Below are 18,302 nucleotides of genomic sequence, written 5' to 3' on the forward strand. Positions count from 1 at the left end.
GAAGGCTCGGAGGGCGAAGAGGTCACCAACGTGGAAATCCGGTATCGGAACGAGAGCGAATATTATTATTCTGATTCGGACTGCCGAACCATTTATATCGAGTACTGGTATGAGGATGCTTGGTACACTGTATACGATCCTCCAGGAAACGGCGAGGGTCCCCTCAATGAATTCGGAGGGTTAGGCAGAGACACTCGTACCTACGAAAAAGAGTACCAGCTGGAAGGAAATGTGTTTAAAGGAGACATTTTGTGCCGCAGCGGGCGCTATCGCTGGTATGACGATTGTTTCGGATACACCGAATTTGACTGGGATCTTCCAGAATAGACGTGTCAGGAATTCACAGGGAAGAAGGTGGGAATCTTTAGATAAGTTTCTTTCGTCCGAAGAAATATTCATTTTTGAAAGGAGAAATCTGCATGAAGAAACGTATTTTGAATTGGACAAAGCCTGCTTTCATTTGTCTGCTATGTGCGGTCATGCTTTGTGAAATAGGTTTAACCGCTTTTGCCGAGAGTGAGGGCGAGGTTATGCTTTCAAACTTGGCCGGGCAGTCCGGGGCCTATGAACTGAACCCTATAACCGGAGAATTTGAGGCGACCATGCATCCGGAGTTTTTTGACATGGAGCCAGAGGATGTTCCGCCGTCAGGAATTTTTCCGGAGGAGATTGAACCTAGAAGCGAGTCTGCGGTTGTTGACGACCGTGAACCGGTCTATTATCCCTCGGGCACCTCTGGAACAACTTGCAGAATCGCGGGCAGATATGGAAGCGGAACATATGACCTCAATAAGGGGACAGGGTGGCTGTTAAACAAACAGTTTCTTTTAACATCAGCTCACGTTGTGTATCGATATGGTGTAGGTCCTTGCTCCCATGTGGGCATATATGTGGGCGCTTCAGGAGAAAACCATTATAAGGAATACCGGCTGGGGCATGTGGTTGCATATAGCAAAACCTTTGAAGAAGCCAAGAACATGGTGTCATATGATGATTTTAAAAATTGGCACGAAGAGACAGGGATTTTCGAAGATTGGGCGGTTGTAAAATTGGACAAGCCGGTTTCGCTTGATTATGTTTACCTTGGCCGGGAAGCCGCAAATGGATTTAGTGATGTAAAAGGCCATACATATTATACGCAAGGGTATCCTCAAGATTTAAACAGCGATGTGACGTATTGGCCAAACGCGGTTATGTATAAATCCTCCGGAACCTTTACCGGCCCATTTACAAGACAGAAAGTTCCCGTGGTGAAATCCACCTTTTATGCCAGTCATGGACAGAGCGGCTCCCCGATTTATTGGTTTAACGCCAACAAAAAAGGCTGGTATGCAGATGGAATTCTTGCGGGAGGATATGATGGCGCAACTTGCGTTGTCTTAATTAACAGCTGGCTATTAAGCGAGATCAATTACATCTTGCGGTCAAATTTGTAGCTAGCCTTCGGCCCGGCCCCTTTGCCCTCAAATGCTCTTGATACTTAGAACCTGTATTCACAGCCTGCAAACACTGCCAAAGCGGTCTTTTTCGTGCCACTCGTCGTTAAATCCGCTTGCCATACGGCAAGTATGCCCGCGCGAATTTGCCTAAGATTGGCACGAAAAATCCTCACTTTGTCAGCATTTTCGGCTATGAATACAGGTTCTTACTTTCCGCAACGTCCGCGCAAGAGCGCTTCGCCATTTCTGCCTAAAATGGCGGAAGTCTCCTCCTCTGTCAGGCCACAGCCGCGGATCCAGGAGAGGCTGTCCTTCTGACTGCTCCAAGGACTGTCGCTGCCAAAGAGCACCCGCCGGGCCCCAAAAGCCCGCACGAGCTTTACAAAAGCCCTTTCGTCCAGCAGGTTCAGATCCTCTTCTCTGTAATAATTGTCCGCAGGGGTCATCTTCCCAATGGAAAAGCTGGTGTCGATGGATACGGGCAGGCCTGAAAGCTGCTCCAATACCTGGTCCCAGCAACGCCACCCTCCCATGTGGGCCAGCACCAGCTTGACCGGCCCCACCTGTTCTACCGCCCGGCGGATCATCTCAGGAGAACATTTCACCATTCCAGGGAAGCCCACGTCAAGGCCCGCGTGGGTGACGACAATCAGTCCCAGTTCCCCGGCCCTGTCCAGAATCCGCAGATACCGGGGATCGTCGAAATCCACGCCCTGATAGACCGGGTGGAGCTTGATTCCCTTTAGCCCCAGGGAGTGAATCCGGGTCAGTTCCTCCCGCCAGCCGGGGAAATCCGGATGCATACAGCCAAAGGAGAGTAGCCCGGTTTCTTCCACCTGGGCGGAGACGGTCGCGGCGGAATCATTGATATGCTCCACTTGGCGGGGCGCTGTGGCGACAGGCAGCACTATAGACAGATCCACGCCGGCTTCCGCCATAGAGGCAGTCAGCCCCTGGGCAGTGCCATTGGTAAAGGGCCGGGTGTGGCTGGCAGCGCTGAGCTTCTCTAAAGTACTGCCAGCTATCTTTTCCGGAAAAGTATGGGTATGAAAGTCGATAATCATAGAAGCCTCCCAGAGCCAGGGAACAGCCCTGCAGAGCTGTTCCCTGGTCTAGTTCATAAATTTAATTTGCTGCGCCTCTTCCAGATCATACACGGTGAGCTGGGAGGCGTTTTTATTGGAATCGGTCATGCGCACGGCAGTAAGTTGGTTGTTGGAATAGGTTTTGTAGTAGTAGACTCCCTTGGTGGCGTTGGCGCAGCAGCTGTATGTGGTGAAACAGCACTGGCTATCCTGTAGAAGAGTAGAGCCCCGTACCATGGCCACAGCGTCAAGGATATGGAAAACCTGGGTGAGGGATTCCATATCGCCGCTGCCGCAGACAGAATTCATCTTTAAAAAGCAGGCGCGGATAAACCGGGAGGTAGGGGAATTATCTCCAGGCAGACCGATGGCACCCATTCCGCCTCCAAAGGCCTTGAGCTGTAAATGAGAGGAGAAGCGGTTCTCCGCCGGATGGCAGCTGAGATTCATGTAGGTGTTCAGGTTCATCTGGTGATAGGGAAAGGCGGGGTTGTTGGTGAGAATTCCGGTCGGATTCTCATAGACGTGCAGCCCTTCTTTGACAGACTCTATCACCAGAGACTGCCGTCCGTCGCTGACCATCCAATGAAGCTCTGCCAGAGGCAGGTTTTGCGCAAAGGGTACATTGGTGATATTGACGTTTTCCAACTCCCGGCGCAGCTCCTGGATGCTGGCGAAATTTCCCATGGCCCAGGGGATCAGTTCATAGGGGGTGAGGTTTTCCCTGCCGGGGATAGGATCGCCATAAAAGGCGTTTCCGGGAAAATTCAGACCCGCGATGGACAGTCCCTTTTCGTTGGTGGCCTCGGCATAAAGGGGATAGCCCCCCGAAACGGAGGCCATCCCCATCATGGCATACCAGGTTTCAAAGCTGCCGCCGGATTTCAGGTCAAAGCGGTAATTCCTGGGGGCGACGGCTACCTTTTCGCCGAAGCGGTACTCAATGTCCAGCGTCCGGCCAAAGTAAACGTCCTGGGTTTTCATGGCGATACAAGTACACATGGCATTCACCCTTTCGCAGGTTTTTACTTGAAAGCACACTAGTAATAGTATGAATGCGAAAGGAGAACTTATTCTAGATCTGGGCGATGCTGTCTTGATTTACCAGCTTGATGCCCTTGGCGGAGAGGGCCGCGCCCGCCGCTTTCGTGTCCTGTACTCGGAAGATCATATAGGCGTGGTCCACATCGCCGCCGCCCAAAAAGGCATACATGTATTCTACGTTTACCCCAGCCTCCATCAGCACATCCAGCACCTTGTGCAGGCCGCCGGGCTCATCGGGGATGAGCACCGCCAGCACGGGCGTCAGCTGGTGGATGAAGCCGCCATCCTTCAAAACTGTAGTTGCCTTGTACACGTCGTCCACAATAATGCGCACAATGCCAAAGTCGTTGGTCTCCGCCAGGCTCAGAGCCCGCATGTCGATGCCGTTCTCAGCCAGCAGGCCGGTCATGGCAGTAAGAGTGCCGGGCTTGTTCTCCAAAAATACAGAAATTTGATTCACTGTCATGGTGTTACCCTCCTTTATACTATCGTCAATTCATTGTAATGTAATGCCGGTCCAGCCGTCCACATCACACCGGCCGTCTCCCGTGTTTCCTGTAGCCAGAACCGTTCCGTCCCTGCGCAGGGCCACTGTATGCGTGCCGGTGGGGTTGACAGAGACCGCGACAATATCCCGCCAGTCCGCAAAATCCATCTGACCATAGCCGTTGAGGCCGGTGCCCACCAAAGTCCCGTCCTTGCGCAGGCCCACGGTATAGACGCCTCCACCAGCCACAGCCACAATATCCGTCCAGTCCCCTACATTGAGTTTACCGGCGGCTTTTTCGCCCGTTGCAACCACGGTGCCGTCCGCCTTCACGCCGAATGTCGTGTACTGCCCGGTGGAGATGAACGTAATGCCGGTCCAGTCCTCCACGTCCAGGCACCCTTTGTGGAAGGTGTCCACGCCGGTGGCAACCACCGTGCCATCGTCCCGCAGGCCGATCAGATAGCCGGATCCACCGCAGATCTGCACAATGTTTGTCCAGTCCAGCTTTCTGGTGCTTTCGCTATTGATATACGTGACCGTTCCGTCCGAATGCAGGGCGGCTTTAAAGGAATTCATAATTCCGCCGCCACTGACAATGGAGACCACATCCCGCAAAGTGTCCAGTTCAGGCCCCCAGGAATCGCTATACGTACCTGTGCACACCACAGTGCCGTCCCTTTTCACCGCCACGGTGAAGTTCTTCAAGGAGGATAGGCTCACGATATCCGTCCAGCCCCCTACATTCAGGCCGCCGCCTTCGTTCAGGCCCACAGCCCTCACCGTTCCGTCGGGGTTGATGGCCAGGGTCTGGTTGGGGCCCGCCACGATGGGCAGGGGCTTCTTCATGGAGAGCGGGAACACATCCGAGGGGATGGGCGTGGCCGTAGGTGTGGCGGTAGGCTCCGGAGTTGGCGTGGGATCCGGCTCTTTCCCCTCTTCTAGCACCCTGTCCAGGTTCTTCAGGAACTGGGCCAGCTGAGCCCGTGTGGCCGCCCGTGTGGCCGGGCCTGTGGGGTCCAGCGTGGTAGCGGAGGTGCCCTGCATAAACCGGACCTTGTTGGCTCAGCGAAGAGCCTCCTTGGCATATCCGGGGACTTTGCCCCAGTCGGAGAAGATGCCGGGCATCTGGCTTTCTTCGGTCATTTCAGCGGCTTTTCCGAGATATTTGGTATAATAATTGTACATCATCACGCAAATGTCCTGCCGCCTGACCTGGCCCATGGGGTTGAAGGTGGTGGCGCTGCTGCCGTTCACAATGTCGTTTGCCTTGCACCAGATGACAGGTTTCGCGAACCACTAGGAGCCCACGTCCGTGAAGGGGGTTGCTAGGCCGTCGACGCTGGGGCTCTTTTCCCGGTTATAGAGCACCTGGGCAACCTGCGCCCGGGTAACCGTTCCGCCGGGGTTGAACTTGTCCTCTCCCTCGCCCTTCATCAGGCCCTTTTCCAGGCAGTATTCAATGGCGGGCCGGACCCAGTTGTCGGGCACGTCGGTAAAGTCCGTGACGGTCAGGGCGCTGGCAGGCAGCGCGGCGGCGCACAACGTCAGGCAGACCGCCAGCAGTACGGATACGACTTTTTTCATAAACTAGACCTCCAGTTTTTAATTTCAGGAGTGATTGACGGCCTCCGGCGGCTGGGGGGCTCCGCCCCCCGTCCCCCGCCAAACTTTTTGAAAAAAGTTTGGATCAAAAACTTTTGCCCTGGTTGGCTTTTGCGCACTCAGCTGACCAGTGTAAAAGTTTTGCTCGAGCTTTTTCAAAAGCTCGCAGGGTGTGGGACAGAGTCCCACGGTCTTGCCGGAATGCGCGAGAGTTCGCTTGCGAACTCTTCTGTGCGCATGAAGGCCACTCCGTATTACTCCCCAAAAACAGCTTTTTAAATCTTCCTCTTGTCGATCACCCGCACGGCCTTGCCTTCGCTGCGGACAATGGACTTGGGGGCAACCAAAGTGACCTTGGCGGTGAGGCCCAGCATGGACCGCAGGCCCTCCACCAGCTCCTTCTGCCGGGCGGCCACGTCGCCCAGGTTGTCGGTGAACATCTCCGGGGTCATCTCCACCTGCACGTCGAGGGTGTCGGTGTTGCGGACCCGGTCCACGATGATCTGGTAGTTGGCCGGGTAGCCGTGGTTCAGAAGCACGGTCTCGATCTGGGACGGGAACACGTTCACGCCCCGGATGATGAGCATGTCGTCCGTGCGGCCCTGGGGCTTGGTCATCTTTACGTGGGTGCGGCCGCAGGGGCAGGGCTCCCGGGTGAGGGTGCAGATATCCCGGGTGCGGTAGCGGATGAGGGGGAAGGCCTTCTTTGTGATGGAGGTGAATACCAGCTCCCCCTGGGAGCCCTCGGGCAGCACCTCGCCGGTCTCCGGGTCGATAATCTCGGCGATAAAGTGGTCCTCGTTGATATGCATCCCCGTCTGGGCGGAGCACTCGAAGGACACGCCGGGGCCGGAGAGCTCTGTGAGGCCGTAGATGTCATAGGCCCTGATGCCCAGGGTGTTCTCAATGTCCCGGCGCATCTCCTGGCTCCAGGCCTCGGCCCCGAAGATGCCCGCCTTCAGGGGGATGTCGTCGGGCCCCAGGCCCATCTCCTTCATGGTCTCGCCGATGTAGGCCGCGTAGGAGGGAGTGCAGCAGAGGATGGTGGCGGAGAGGTCCTGGATGAACATGATCTGCCGCTCGGTGTTGCCGGAGCTGGTGGGGATGGTGAGGCAGCCTACCTTGTGGCTACCGCCGTTGAGCCCAGGCCCGCCGGTGAACAGGCCGTAGCCGTAGCTCACCTGGCACACGTCCTCGTTGGTGCCCCCCGCCGCCATGATGGCCCGGGCGCAGCAGTCCTCCCACAGGTCGATGTCCGCCTGGGTATAGAAGGCCACTACACGTTTGCCCGTGGTGCCGGAGGTGGACTGAATACGTACGCAGTCCCGAAGGGGCACGCCCACCAGACCGTAGGGGTAGGCCTCCCGCAGGTCGGCCTTGGAGAGGAAGGGGAGCTTATGGAGGTCATCGCTGGACTGGATGTCCGCAGGGGTCAGGCCCTTCTCTTCCATCTTCTTCCGGTAGTAGGGCACGTTGTCCCACACATGCCGCACCTGCTCCACCAGACGCTGGTCCTGCAGGGCCTTGATGGTTTCCCGGGATGCGCACTCGATCTCCGGCTGATAGTAATGTTCCATAGCGTTTCAGTCCTTTCGGGTTTTGATGTGATATTTAAGACCTTGGAAAACCACCGCCACCTTTGAGAAAGGTAAGACTTCGTAAAACGAAGTCTACGAAACTTTTACCCACTCCTCACTTCGTTCGTCGTGAACATTTTGAGGGTTTCGCTCAGCTAACCAGGGTAAAAATTTTTGAGACTTACCGAAGGTAACGTCTTAAACTTCTTTCCAAAAAGTTTGCGTGGTGTGGAGCGGAGCTCCACGACCTTGCCGCAGCCGCGTCCTTTGCGGCGAAGGCCAAACTCATATTCTGAAATAAAGTATACTCTAATAAAAATGTATGGATTGGGATTTCGTCTGCAGGCTCGGTCTAATTCAATTTCTTGGCCGCCAAGTCCCGTTCAGAAAGGAGACCCGGTCAAAGGCGTCCATATACCTCTTGATGCTATAAGGGTGGCGGCGTTGGTCAATAGTAGCTTGGCAGTCTGTTTGATAGATGGGAAGATTATAGCCATGGGGATATTTTTTCTGGTCGATACCGCCGGAAATCAACACTTTGTGCTGGTAAGGCAGCGCCTCGAAATCCTTTAAAAGCTCCTCCGTCAAGGCGCTTGGAGATTGGTGAAAGATGATCCGCAGGTTTTGGTAGTCTACCCGGCGGGCTCTCCGGCGCCAAGCGCGTTTTGCCTTTTCAAAGCTGGGGTAATGGACGAAAAACAAGGTGACGGTTCCATACTCGGTTGTCAGCTGGCCTGTAGGGTATTCCCTTCCAAGGGATTTCTCCTGGACATCCGCTTCCAGAAACTGGGGAAGATGCTGGCAGAAGCGGATGAAATCCTCCCCGGACATTCCAAAGATTTACTGTGGGGGAGAGCACTGCCAGTCTCAAGTCATGGCATAAGATGCCGCCTGTGCAGTCCCTGGAAATGGTGGTAGGGACCGCGCCCCGCAGGCGGAAGCGCCGCCATAGGGCATAGCCTGCGCGCGGACCGATGGCCAAAAGCGTTTGAAATTTTGCTAACACCGAAATTTTCAATCCTTTTTATAGTAAGAATACTGACAGGGGGCTATCAGGTACGCAGCCACCAGCATACGCCAAAACGGTCGGTAACCAGCGCCCCTACAGGGGCCCAGGGGTAGGAGCCAATGGAATGGCTGAGGCTGTCCCGGCTCAGAACTTCATAGGCGTGGCGCAGTGCCTCCTCTTGGTCGAATAGGAACTCGCAGCACATGGCATTTTCCGTGGTTTTTTCCACCTTGCCGCCAGGGGCCAGCATAACGGCTAGGCCCTGAAAGTCCATCATAATATGGATGTCCCCGCCGGATGCAAAGGATTCTGAGAGCCGTCTTGCTCCAAAAGCCTCTTGGTACATGCGGCAGGCCTCCTCCCGTTCCTGATTGGTTCGGCCTACATTGAAGGCCATAGAGAATTTTAAAGTCATGTCTGCATTTTCCTTCTTTCTTGATTTCCCACGCTTGGGTAGAAGTTCCCGTTCAGACCAGATTATAAATATCGCACCGTCTCCTCCAGTGCCTTCTTTTGACCGTGCAGGGGCGACGGCTCCGCGCCCTCCGCGGGATAGCCCATTGCCAGCAGGTTCACGGGCTCCCAGGCCTCCGGCAGCTGGAACTCCTCCCGCACCGCCTCGGGGATGAAGTGCATCACCCAGGTGGACCCCACCCCCAGGCTGGCCGCCTCCAGCATCATGTGGGTGGAGACGATGGCCGCGTCCACCTCGCCGCTGGTTTTGCCGTCATAGCTCCGGGTCCAGCACTGGGTTCTGTCATAGCACACCAGCAGGGCCAGGGGCGCGTGAAAATGGCTCAGGGTGCATTTTAGGTATTTTTCTAAGGCCTCCGGCGACTGGATGACCAGCACCCGCTGGGGCTGGAGGTTGCAGGCGGTAGGGGCGACCTGACCCGCCCGGAGGATCAGGTCCAGCTTCTCCCGCTCCACCGGGCGGCCGGAGAATTTGCGGACGGAAAACCGACTTTCAGCCAGCTGATAAAAATTCATGAAGTTCGCCTACCTTTCTTCTAGCAGCTTTAGCGTCTGGGATGTGCCCAAAGAGAGCAGGCCAAAGCCGAACAGCTCGATTAAATTATAACCGCCGGAATGAAAGCTGAAAATAGGGCTGAGGGTGCTAACGAACTTCAGAATGGCGAAAAGTACCGCAACTGCCAGGGCAAAGACCCCGAAAGCGGCCAGCACATAGCGCAGCAGCCGGGTGTAAGTCATTTTCACAGTGATGGTTCTCCTTCCTTAGGCCCCCTGCCCCAGGGCAAAAGCTTTCTTGTTTACATCCAAAAATTTGGGGGGCACGCAGGCCTCGATGGCCTCCTGCCAGACGGTTTCAGGAAAGTCAAAATAGTGGCTCAGCCGCCCCAAGAGCACCAGGTTCACGGCCTTCACGTTTCCGGCCTCCTCCGCCAGAGACAGGCAGTCAATGGTATCCACCCTGGCCCCGGCGGCGGTCATTTTCTCCACCAGGTTTTCCGGGTACTGGGCAGCGCCTGTAATGACGGGCATGGGGTCGATCTGCTGGATGTTGGTGACCACCCGGCCCCCAGGCTTTAAGAAGGCCAGCCAACGAGCGGCCTCCAACAGCTCGAAGGAGACGATAGCGTCCGCCTGGCCCTGGTCGATAATCGGCGAGGCAACCTTGTCCCCATAGCGCACATAGGTGACCACGCTGCCGCCCCGCTGGCTCATACCGTGAACTTCTGAAACTTTCACGTCAAACCCCTGCTCCAGCAGCAGATGGCCCAAGAGCTTGCTGGCCAGCAGCGAACCTTGCCCACCTACGCCGGCAATCATAATGTTTTTCGTTTCCATCACTCTACCTCCTTCAGCGCGCCAAATCCGCAGAGCTGCTGGCATACTCCGCAACCCAGGCATTGGGTGGGATCCACCACGGCCTTGCCATCCCGCAGGGAAATGGCCGGACAGCCGATCTTCATACAGGCCTTGCAGCCCCGGCATTTGTCCAGGTCCACCACCAGGGCAGGCTTGTGTTTCACATATTTCAACAGGGCGCAGGGCCGCCGGGAGATAATTACCGAGGGTTCTTCTGCGGCCAGTTCCTCCTTGACGGCGGTTTGGCAGGCGGAGAGGTCATAAGGGTCCACCACCCGTACCCGGTTGATGCCCATGGCCCGGCACAAGGCCTCCAGATCGATCTTTCCCGCCGGGTCCCCCCGCAGGTTGAAACCCGTGGTGGGGTTTTGCTGGTGGCCGGTCATACCTGTGATGGAGTTATCAAGGATGATCACCGTGGAGTAGGATTGGTTATAGGCCACGTTGGCAAGGCCCGTCATGCCCGAGTGCACGAAGGTGGAATCCCCGATCACGGCCACGGTTTTTCCCTCGGCCTCTTTGCCCAGCGCCTTGTTGAAGCCGTGGAGCCCGCTGACGGAGGCGCCCATGCACAGGGTCATGTCCATGGCCGAGAGGGGCGGCATGGCCCCCAGAGTATAACATCCAATGTCCCCCAGCACGGTGCAGCCCAGCTTCTGGAGGGTATAGAACAGTCCCCGGTGGGGGCACCCGGCGCACATCACCGGGGGACGGCCGGGCAGCGTTTCGTCCAGGACTTTTCCATCGGGTACGGGCAGTCCCAGCTTTCCGGCCACCAGATTCTGGCTCAGCTCCCCGGTAAGAGGAAACAGGTCTTTGCCAGAGAGGGCCAGACCCAGCCCCCGGCAGAAGATTTCGAGAAAGGAATCCCCCTCTTCCACTACCACCAGGCGTTCCACTCCGGCGGCAAAATCCCGGATGCGCTTTTCCGGCAGGGGCCAGACCATCCCCAGCTTCAGCACCGGGAACCGGTCCCCGCAGGCCTCTTTTACATACTGATAGCTGGTGCTGGAGGTAATGACGCCCAGGCTGTGGTCGCTGCCTTCCTCCACACGGTTGATCTCCGCCGTTTCGGCCCACTCCGCCAGCTTCCGAAGGCGCTCCTCCACCACGGGATGGCGGCGCACCGCATTGGCCGGGGCCATCACGTATTTTGCGGGGGTTTTTACATAGGGCTTTGCTTCTGGCTCCCGCCGCTCCCCCAGTTCCACGATGGACTGGGAATGGGCCACCCGGGTACACATTTTCAAGAGTACAGGGGTGTCGAACTGTTCTGAGAGTTCATAGGCCAGCTTGGTGAAGCAAAGGGCCTCTTGGGAGTCAGAGGGTTCCAGCATGGGCAGCTTGGCGGCTTTGGCGTAGTGCCGGGAATCCTGCTCGTTTTGGGAGGAGTGCATGGCGGGGTCGTCCGCCACAGCGATCACCAGCCCGGCGTTCACTCCGGTGTAGCTCATGGTAAAGAGGGGATCGGCGGCTACGTTCAGACCAACATGCTTCATGGCGCAGAATGCCCGCCTTCCTCCCAGGGAGGCCCCGAAGGCCGTTTCCATGGCTACTTTTTCGTTAGGAGCCCATTCGCAGTAGATTTCTGGAAATTTAGCGGCTTCCTCCGTAATTTCCGTGCTGGGCGTGCCAGGATAGCTGGACGCCGCCGCGCAGCCTGCCTCGTACAGGCCCCGGGCTACAGCGGCGTTTCCTAAGATCAATTTTCTCATTTGATATGTACCTCCAGATACAAGGTTCAGGTTTCGGGCTCCGTGAGCCTGCGGAATTGCACAGTCCGGCTTTTTATGGAGATCTTTTCCATCTGCCAGCCGAACTGAGACAGCTCCATTTTTATAGGTCGAGAAAGGAATGGTCCACCGGCCCCCCGGCAATCTCCGGGATTTTTTCAAAGTCCAGGGAGAGGTCCAAACCCGGAACATTCTCCATATACTCCCGCAGGGCGCTGTACTTGCTCCTGCCGGAAAATCCACTGGCAAGCTGTGCGCGAATCATTTCAGGATAAGTTTATATTTCATAGTCAATGCAGGCCCGGCTTTCCCGGATTCCCCCCACAAACCGGCCGAAGGCCACATGCTCGGGGCACACCTGATAGGCGTTCAAGTCCTCCAGAGTGTTGAAGTCGAAAATGAGGGCCACGTCATAGTTGGCGTTGGGTACGCCCTCGGTTTTGCGCACCACCTGGCCACTGTGGATTGTGGGGAGCTTCGCTAGCTCTTTTCCCCGGCGCAGAAACTCGGTAATGCTGGCCTCTTTATTTTCTTCCTTTATGGAAAACATGCAGATGTGACGAATCATAGTTTCCTCCTTATGCTTTATTCTGTGCTTCCACCAGCCGCACCCCGCAGTATTGTTCCCGAAGCCTGGGCTTCTCAATCTTCCCGGTGGCGTTTCGGGGCACAGGGGCGAAAATCAGCTTTCTGGGGCGCTTGTACCGGGGAAGGCCCTGGCAGAAGTCCATGACTTCCTCCTCTGTACAAGACATACCCTCCTTCACCTGAACGATGGCCGCGGCGATCTCGCCCAGACGGGAGTCCGGCAGGCCGATGACCGCCACGTCGTGGATCTTCGGATGCCCGGCCAAAAAGGCCTCAATCTGCACAGGGTAGATGTTCTCGCCGCCGGAGATGACCACGTCCTTCTTCCGGTCCACCAGGAAGATGAAGCCGTCCTCGTCCTGGCGGGCCATGTCCCCGGTGTGGAGCCAGCCGTTCTGCAGCACCTCTTCGGTGGCCTTCTCGTCATGGTAATAGCACACCATCACGCCGCCGCCCTTCACGCACAGCTCACCCACGTCACCCTGCTTTACAGGTTCGCCCTTCTCGTCCACGATCTTCACCCGCCAACCCATGCCGGGCACGCCGATGGCCCCCACCTTGTGGGGATTGTCCACCCCCAGGTGGACGCAGCCGGGGCCGGTGGATTCGGACAGGCCGTAATTGGTGTCATATTTGTGATGAGGAAAGTATTCCCACCAGTGCTTTACCAGACTGGGGGGCACGGGCTGAGCGCCGATGTGCATCAGCCGCCACTGGCCAAGGGTGTAGTCCTCCATCTTCAGATCCCCCCGATCCAGAGCGGCCAGAATGTCCTGGGCCCAGGGCACCAGCAGCCAGACGATAGTGCAGCGCTCTGTAGAGACGGCCTGGAAGATGGCCTCTGGGGAATTGCCCTTCAGCAGCACGGCCTTGCCCCCGGTGAACAGGGACCCGAACCAGTGCATTTTCGCGCCGGTGTGGTACAGGGGCGGGATGCAGAGGAACACGTCCTCGTGGGTGGTTTCGTGGTGCACGGCCTCCATGCGGGCGGACTGCATCAGCGCGGAATGCCGCAGCAAAATGGCCTTAGGGAAGCCTGTGGTACCGGAGGAATAGTAGATCGCGGCTTCGTCCTCGTCATCGATGAGAACCTTGGGGGGCGCGCTGGAGCAGTTGGCTGCGGCCCGGTGGTAGTCCTCGGCGAAAGAGGGGCAGACCTCGCCCACAAAAAAGAGCAGCCGCTCCCGGCTGATGGATCCGGCAATTTCCTCTATCCGGCCGATGAACTCCGGGCCAAAGAACAGGATATCCGCGTCCGCCAGGTGTACGCAGTATTCGATCTCCTCGGCGGTATAGCGGAAGTTCAGGGGCACGGCCACGGCCCCGGTTTTCAGGATGCCGAAGTAGATGGGCAGCCATTCCAGGCAGTTCATCATCAAGAGGGCCACTTTTTGGCCCTTGCCAATGCCCCGGCTGAGCAGCAGATTGGCGGCGCGGTTGGCCTTTTCGTCGAACACAGACCAGGTGATCTCCCGGCGGTAGGGCACGGGGCCTCCCGGCTGGATGAGCTCGTATTCTCTCCAGGTGACCCGGCAGGGCTCCCGTACCTCGGGGTTGATCTCCACCAGGGCGGTCTCTCCGCCATACAATTTGGAATTGCGCTCTAATAGGTCGGTGATGGGCATAAGGATTCCTCCTGCGTTTTATACTTTCTAAAAAGAAAAGTATGCTTATTTGACAATTATATTCCTTTTTTGCTATCAAGTCAATATGATGAATCGCCGGGGGAGTACTCGGATATTCGCGTTTTGGGGACGATGTTTACGGCCTCCGGCGGGGAGGGGCTTTGCCCCCTCCACCCCCACCACCTTTTGAAAAAGGTGGACGAAAACTTTACCCTGGTTAGCTTGGAATGCTATAGTTAACAACATCGACCGGTCCAGCTGGTCGAAACTTGGCTTTGCCAAGTCTTGTGCGCCTGGAGGCCCACTATTACTTCCAAAACATTAAAATAGCTCCGGGTGCATCCTGCTGTAATGAAACAGGTACTGCTGGGCCAGCCCGGCGTTCCCGCCGAAGTCCTCCGGCCTTACCCCCGGCAGCAGCACCGCCATGGCCCGCTTCATCCACACGTCTAGGGGAAAGCACTCCGTCTTATGAAAGCCGTAGAGCAGGGCGCACTCCGCCACCTTGGGCCCCACCCCCTGGATTTTCCGCAGCTGCTCCCGGCCAAAATCAGGCTCCTCCTCCAGAATGCGGCAGAAAGGGATCTCCCCGGCGGCTGCCCTCCGGGCCGCGTCCAGCACATAGGGGGCCCGGTAGCCCATGCGCAGGGGGGCCAGATCCTCCAGAGACAGGGCGGCGACCCGCTCCGCCGATGGGAACCCCCGCAGAGGGGAACCGGGGATTTCCGGCCCAAACCGCCGGCAGAATGCCTCCACCAGCCCCTTGATCCGGCGGATATTGTTGTTCTGGGACAGCACGAAGGTGCACAGGGCCTCCCAGGGGTCCTGGCGTAGGATCCGGATTCCCGGCGCGAACGCCGCCGCCTCCGCCAGAACCGGGCTCAGGTCCGCCAGCTCCGCCTGGATGCGGGTATAGTCCTCCTCCAGGTCAAAATATGGAGCCCAGATCCGCGCCCACTCCTCTGGGGAGCAGTCCGCCTCCAGCGCCCCGCCGGACTGGCTCAGGCGCAGGCTCCGGCCCAGGGCCGCGCCCTCCCACCGGCAAGAATCCCTCTGCCGCCAGCGGAAGGCCTGACCGCAGTCCAAAGTCTGGGCCAGGTCGAAGCAGGGGGGAAGGGGCAGGGTCACCGGTTTTTCTCTCCGGAATTCTGCTGGGCCACCGTGGGCCGGGCGGTGAGCCACTCCATGGCCCGCTCGATGGAGTCCCGGGAGTTGCCCCAGTCCCCACCGGCGCTGCGGTAGTCGAACATCCGGCAGAAATGGGTCACGTCGCCGCTCAGCTCCTCCAGATAGCCTTTGGCCAGCTTGGTGGTAGCCGCCTCAAAGGGGATGAAATTCTTTTTGGGCATTTTCTGGGCGGCCTCCAGCGAAAGGCCGTAGTGGGGCAGGCAGATGTAGGGCTGGGCGGCGTAGAGCTGGCGGAACTCCTCTTCGGCCTGCCAGAGGGTGACGGTGCTGTCCAGCAGGTGCTTCATGTTTTTGTCAATGTTCTCGCAGATGAAGCAGTTCTCCTGGCGGCTATGTACGGCGGCGGTGATTTTTTTCGCGGGGGTTTTGCCCTCTGGAAACACCTGGCCCTTCACCTCGGCCAGAAGGCTCTCCAGAATCAGGGCCACGGAGAGGCGGCTGCCCCGGGCCAGGATCTGGTTGAAGTGCTCGGCGCAGAAGCCCAGGCGGTTGGTCTCGATGCGCACGTCGGGCTCCATCATGGCTGCGCCGGTGATGTAGGTGGCCATCCGGTCCTCCAGCATATCCCGCATCCTGCAAAAGGGACAGCCATCCTTGGGCTCGAACACTTCATTGACGGGAATTGAGCAGATGTCTTCTCTCATGGGAAACCTCCTATGGCGAATTTGTTGTTTTTTGTTTTTTAAAAGTATGTGTTGGCCTCCGGCGGTTCAGGAGTTCTTGTCACCTGCCGGTTCGGTCGGCGACGAGAAATCGCCACCGGCGATTGTCGCCCCCTGAACCCCCCACCACCTTTGAAAAGGTGGACGAAACTTTTGCCCTGGACAGCTTTGACCGGTCCAGCTGGTCTTAAGCTGGTCGTCGTGTGGGGGCGAAACCCCACGACCTTGCCGGAATGCGCGCGAGTTCGCTTGCGAACTCTTCTGTGCGCATGGAGGCCACACAGTATTTCTACAAAAAAAGCATCCTTTCCGGCGGGAAGCCTACGCCTATATAATAGCACAATTTTCGCCAAAAAGGAAGGAGAATCTTTTGGCAGAGCGGCCTGTGGGGCGGCTTTGGAGCGGGTTTGGCCTCCCGCCGCGCCTGGATTTGCAAAAATCATCTATTATTATCCATCGCTTTACATAAAATAAGAGCTTGGGGAAACTTTTCCACGGCCCTTTTTCGGGTAGGACAAAGGGTTCTCAACAGTTTCCACAGAGTTTTCAACATTCCACTCCTGCGCATAAACCAGGTTATGGCAACTGTGGGCGGCCATGCAAAGGAAAAGCCGTAAACAGTATTTTCGAAAAGGAACTCGCATCCGATTGTTTCCGGCAAAGCCGTCCGCTTTACTTTTCCTTGGGAATTTGCTATAATTGTCAAATCTAGGAAAAGGGGGATGGAAAATGGCGAATCTGTGCTGCCAGGTTTATGACTGGGACGAAAACGGAAGGAATAAATATGTAGTGGTATTTTCACGGTATAAGGGAAAACTGCTGTTGAGCCGCCACCAAGAGCGGGATACCTGGGAGACCCAGGGCGGGCACATAGAGCCGGGGGAGAGCGCGGAAGCCGCCGCCCGCCGGGAGCTCTGGGAGGAGAGCGGCGCGGAAAAATTTGCCATAGAGCCGGTGTGCCGGTATTATGCCTGGGAGGCAGGAGACAAGGAGGGCGGCTCCTGGGGCGCGGTGTTCTTTGCGGATATCCAAAAGCTGGGGGCCCTGCCGGAAAGCGAGATGGCTCAGGTACAGGAGTTTGACAGCCTGCCGGAAGGTATTACCTACCCCGGCATTACCCCGTTCATCTTTGAGCGGGTGCGGGAGCGCTATGGACAGAAGTCATGAGACGTTGCCGCAGGACGCGAAACAGCCGCACTGGTTGGAGGCGCCTTTTCAGCCAACTCTTCAGCCAACTCTGTTAGAAATTTGCACAGCAAGACGGAAAACAGGCCGGGACGTGTGAACGACAGTTTCGGCCCGGTGAAACCCAACGAGAACCTTTTGCCGTTCTTCGCGCCATGTGCTGCGAACGAAAGGGAGGAGAAAACGATGAAAGCTAGAATTTTAGTCAACCCCAATGCCGGGAAACAGACCATTCTTCGAGAGATGGAGGGGGTCCACCGGGCGTTTTCTGCCACGGGTAGTCAGCCGGTAATGGAGCTCACGGTAAATGCGGTTCATGCCCGGGAAGCTCTGGACCGGTCCATAAAGAGCGGTCCAGACGTGCTGGTGTGCTGTGGAGGGGACGGCACCCTGAGCGCCACAGTGAACGAGCTGCTGCTGCGCGGGACCCGCCTTCCGCTAGGCTATATTCCCGCAGGAACCACCAATGACTTCGCCAACTTTCTGGGGCTGCCCAAGGACCCCAGTGATGCGGCGGAGCTCATTGCCAACGGCCATCCTTCGCCCATTGATGCCGGGCGCTTTGGGGACCGGTACTTTATTTATGTGGCCTCCTTTGGAGCCTTTACCCAGAGTTCCTATACCGCGACCCAAAGCCTGAAAAACTCCCTGGGGCACCTGGCCTATGTGATCGAGGGCATCAAGGAGCTTCCGGCATTGAAATCCTATTCTGTCCGGGTGGAGACGGCGGAGGGCGGCATTTATGAAGGGGAGTACATCTTCGGCGCTGTGAGCAATTCCACTTCGCTGGGCGGGGTGATTAAGCTGGATGCTGGAAAGGTGGATCCCGCGGATGGAAAATTCGAACTGTCCCTTGTGAAGAAGCCCAAGAATCTTCACGAGCTGAACCGGATCCTTTTAGCTCTGGGCGGCGGCAAGGGGGATGAGGAACTGATTACCTTTGTGCATACGGCAGGAGCTTCTTTTTCCTGTGCGGAGCCTATGCCCTGGTCTTTGGATGGAGAGTATGCCAGCGGGGGCACGGACGTGAGAGTAGAGGTGGTAGAGAACGCGCTGGATCTTTTCCGGTGAGGGAGAGCGCCCGTCCGGTTCGCGGGCCGCCGGCCTTCGGGCTTCGCGGGACCGAGGGCGCGCTGCAAAAAAGTTCGCTGCGGTCCGGTGTTCGCCGGTGGGAAAAGTTAAGGAAATTGCGGCTTTTGTTTACAGTGTGTTCAACAACTTGGCCGCAAAATCCGCTACAATAAT

Annotated in this window: 21 protein-coding genes and 2 pseudogenes; 4 read left to right on the forward strand and 19 right to left on the reverse strand. The window is 57.2% G+C overall.

Translation table 11 applies throughout. The features are described from left to right. Both D7X94_RS18450 and D7X94_RS09805 read left to right on the forward strand, forming a co-directional pair. Positions 1-327: hypothetical protein (locus tag D7X94_RS18450; protein ID WP_158590982.1), on the forward strand; the 327-nt coding region annotated here is incomplete at its 5' end. A gap of 92 nt (positions 328-419) precedes the next feature. Further along, positions 420-1,436, forward strand: a complete 1,017-nt coding sequence (locus D7X94_RS09805; RefSeq protein ID WP_120427543.1) for a trypsin-like serine peptidase — start codon at positions 420-422, stop codon at positions 1,434-1,436. A gap of 209 nt (positions 1,437-1,645) precedes the next feature. On the opposite strand, the gene D7X94_RS09810 is transcribed toward D7X94_RS09805, so the two are convergent. The 19 genes and pseudogenes from D7X94_RS09810 to D7X94_RS09900 all read right to left on the reverse strand — a co-directional run bounded on the left by D7X94_RS09810 (position 1,646) and on the right by D7X94_RS09900 (position 15,854). Continuing rightward, a complete protein-coding gene (locus D7X94_RS09810) occupies positions 1,646-2,503 on the reverse strand; it encodes an amidohydrolase family protein (RefSeq protein WP_120427544.1) in 858 nt (285 codons plus the stop codon). Between the two features lie 48 nt (positions 2,504-2,551). Next, complete coding sequence (bsh, locus tag D7X94_RS09815; protein ID WP_120427545.1) at positions 2,552-3,526, reverse strand: choloylglycine hydrolase; 975 nt, start codon at positions 3,524-3,526, stop codon at positions 2,552-2,554. A gap of 73 nt (positions 3,527-3,599) precedes the next feature. After that, entirely contained in the window at positions 3,600-4,034 is a 435-nt protein-coding gene (locus tag D7X94_RS09820; protein ID WP_120427546.1) for an ACT domain-containing protein, read from the reverse strand. Positions 4,035-4,064: 30 nt separating this feature from the next. Next, the gene (locus D7X94_RS09825) at positions 4,065-5,102 is read right to left on the reverse strand and encodes an RCC1 domain-containing protein (RefSeq protein ID WP_120427547.1); all 1,038 of its coding nucleotides are present in this window, start codon (positions 5,100-5,102) and stop codon (positions 4,065-4,067) included. Positions 5,103-5,120: 18 nt separating this feature from the next. After that, positions 5,121-5,342 (reverse strand): annotated as a pseudogene (locus tag D7X94_RS09830) (S-layer homology domain-containing protein); the annotation flags it as partial. A gap of 12 nt (positions 5,343-5,354) precedes the next feature. After that, positions 5,355-5,642 carry an S-layer homology domain-containing protein gene (locus tag D7X94_RS09835; RefSeq protein ID WP_120427549.1) on the reverse strand — a complete coding sequence of 96 codons (288 nt, stop codon included), beginning with the start codon at positions 5,640-5,642 and terminating at the stop codon, positions 5,355-5,357. Between the two features lie 293 nt (positions 5,643-5,935). Further along, positions 5,936-7,237, reverse strand: a complete 1,302-nt coding sequence (locus D7X94_RS09840; protein ID WP_120427550.1) for a phenylacetate--CoA ligase family protein — start codon at positions 7,235-7,237, stop codon at positions 5,936-5,938. A 357-nt stretch (positions 7,238-7,594) separates the two neighbouring features. After that, positions 7,595-8,068, reverse strand: coding sequence for a DUF1919 domain-containing protein (locus D7X94_RS09845; protein WP_120427551.1), 474 nt, complete (start codon positions 8,066-8,068; stop codon positions 7,595-7,597). 49 nt (positions 8,069-8,117) lie between these two features. Further along, positions 8,118-8,243 (reverse strand): annotated as a pseudogene (locus D7X94_RS19860) (hypothetical protein); the annotation flags it as partial. 46 nt (positions 8,244-8,289) lie between these two features. Then, on the reverse strand, positions 8,290-8,661 hold the full coding sequence (locus D7X94_RS09855; RefSeq protein WP_120427553.1) for a hypothetical protein: 372 nt from the start codon (positions 8,659-8,661) through the stop codon (positions 8,290-8,292). A 62-nt stretch (positions 8,662-8,723) separates the two neighbouring features. After that, positions 8,724-9,236: a nitroreductase family protein gene (locus D7X94_RS09860; RefSeq protein WP_120427554.1), complete on the reverse strand. Its 513-nt coding sequence runs from the start codon at positions 9,234-9,236 to the stop codon at positions 8,724-8,726. A 9-nt stretch (positions 9,237-9,245) separates the two neighbouring features. Next, positions 9,246-9,464, reverse strand: a complete 219-nt coding sequence (locus D7X94_RS09865; RefSeq protein WP_120427555.1) for a hypothetical protein — start codon at positions 9,462-9,464, stop codon at positions 9,246-9,248. A gap of 18 nt (positions 9,465-9,482) precedes the next feature. After that, entirely contained in the window at positions 9,483-10,055 is a 573-nt protein-coding gene (locus D7X94_RS09870; RefSeq protein ID WP_120427556.1) for an indolepyruvate oxidoreductase subunit beta, read from the reverse strand. Further along, positions 10,055-11,791 (reverse strand): indolepyruvate ferredoxin oxidoreductase subunit alpha, encoded by a 1,737-nt coding sequence (gene iorA / locus D7X94_RS09875; RefSeq protein WP_120427557.1) that lies wholly within the window; start codon positions 11,789-11,791, stop codon positions 10,055-10,057. Before iorA ends, D7X94_RS09870 begins: the two co-directional genes overlap by 1 nt. Before the next feature lie 121 nt (positions 11,792-11,912). Further along, complete coding sequence (locus D7X94_RS19150; protein ID WP_243111250.1) at positions 11,913-12,074, reverse strand: hypothetical protein; 162 nt, start codon at positions 12,072-12,074, stop codon at positions 11,913-11,915. A 12-nt stretch (positions 12,075-12,086) separates the two neighbouring features. Then, positions 12,087-12,377, reverse strand: a complete 291-nt coding sequence (locus D7X94_RS09885; RefSeq protein ID WP_120427558.1) for a Dabb family protein — start codon at positions 12,375-12,377, stop codon at positions 12,087-12,089. Positions 12,378-12,387: 10 nt separating this feature from the next. Beyond that, on the reverse strand, positions 12,388-14,022 hold the full coding sequence (locus D7X94_RS09890) for a class I adenylate-forming enzyme family protein (RefSeq protein WP_120427559.1): 1,635 nt from the start codon (positions 14,020-14,022) through the stop codon (positions 12,388-12,390). A gap of 321 nt (positions 14,023-14,343) precedes the next feature. Next, positions 14,344-15,150, reverse strand: a complete 807-nt coding sequence (locus D7X94_RS09895; RefSeq protein ID WP_120427560.1) for a DNA-3-methyladenine glycosylase family protein — start codon at positions 15,148-15,150, stop codon at positions 14,344-14,346. Next, positions 15,147-15,854, reverse strand: coding sequence for a DUF6062 family protein (locus D7X94_RS09900; RefSeq protein ID WP_120427561.1), 708 nt, complete (start codon positions 15,852-15,854; stop codon positions 15,147-15,149). Before D7X94_RS09900 ends, D7X94_RS09895 begins: the two co-directional genes overlap by 4 nt. 747 nt (positions 15,855-16,601) lie before the next feature. Here D7X94_RS09900 and D7X94_RS09905 point away from each other — a divergent pair. Continuing rightward, complete coding sequence (locus tag D7X94_RS09905) at positions 16,602-17,039, forward strand: NUDIX hydrolase (RefSeq protein ID WP_120427562.1); 438 nt, start codon at positions 16,602-16,604, stop codon at positions 17,037-17,039. A gap of 204 nt (positions 17,040-17,243) precedes the next feature. Continuing rightward, positions 17,244-18,128 carry a diacylglycerol/lipid kinase family protein gene (locus tag D7X94_RS09910; RefSeq protein ID WP_120427563.1) on the forward strand — a complete coding sequence of 295 codons (885 nt, stop codon included), beginning with the start codon at positions 17,244-17,246 and terminating at the stop codon, positions 18,126-18,128. The last annotated feature ends 174 nt before the right edge of the window (positions 18,129-18,302 follow it).

The sequence above is a fragment of the Acutalibacter sp. 1XD8-33 genome, assembly GCF_003612555.1.
Taxonomy (GTDB): domain Bacteria; phylum Bacillota; class Clostridia; order Oscillospirales; family Acutalibacteraceae; genus Acutalibacter.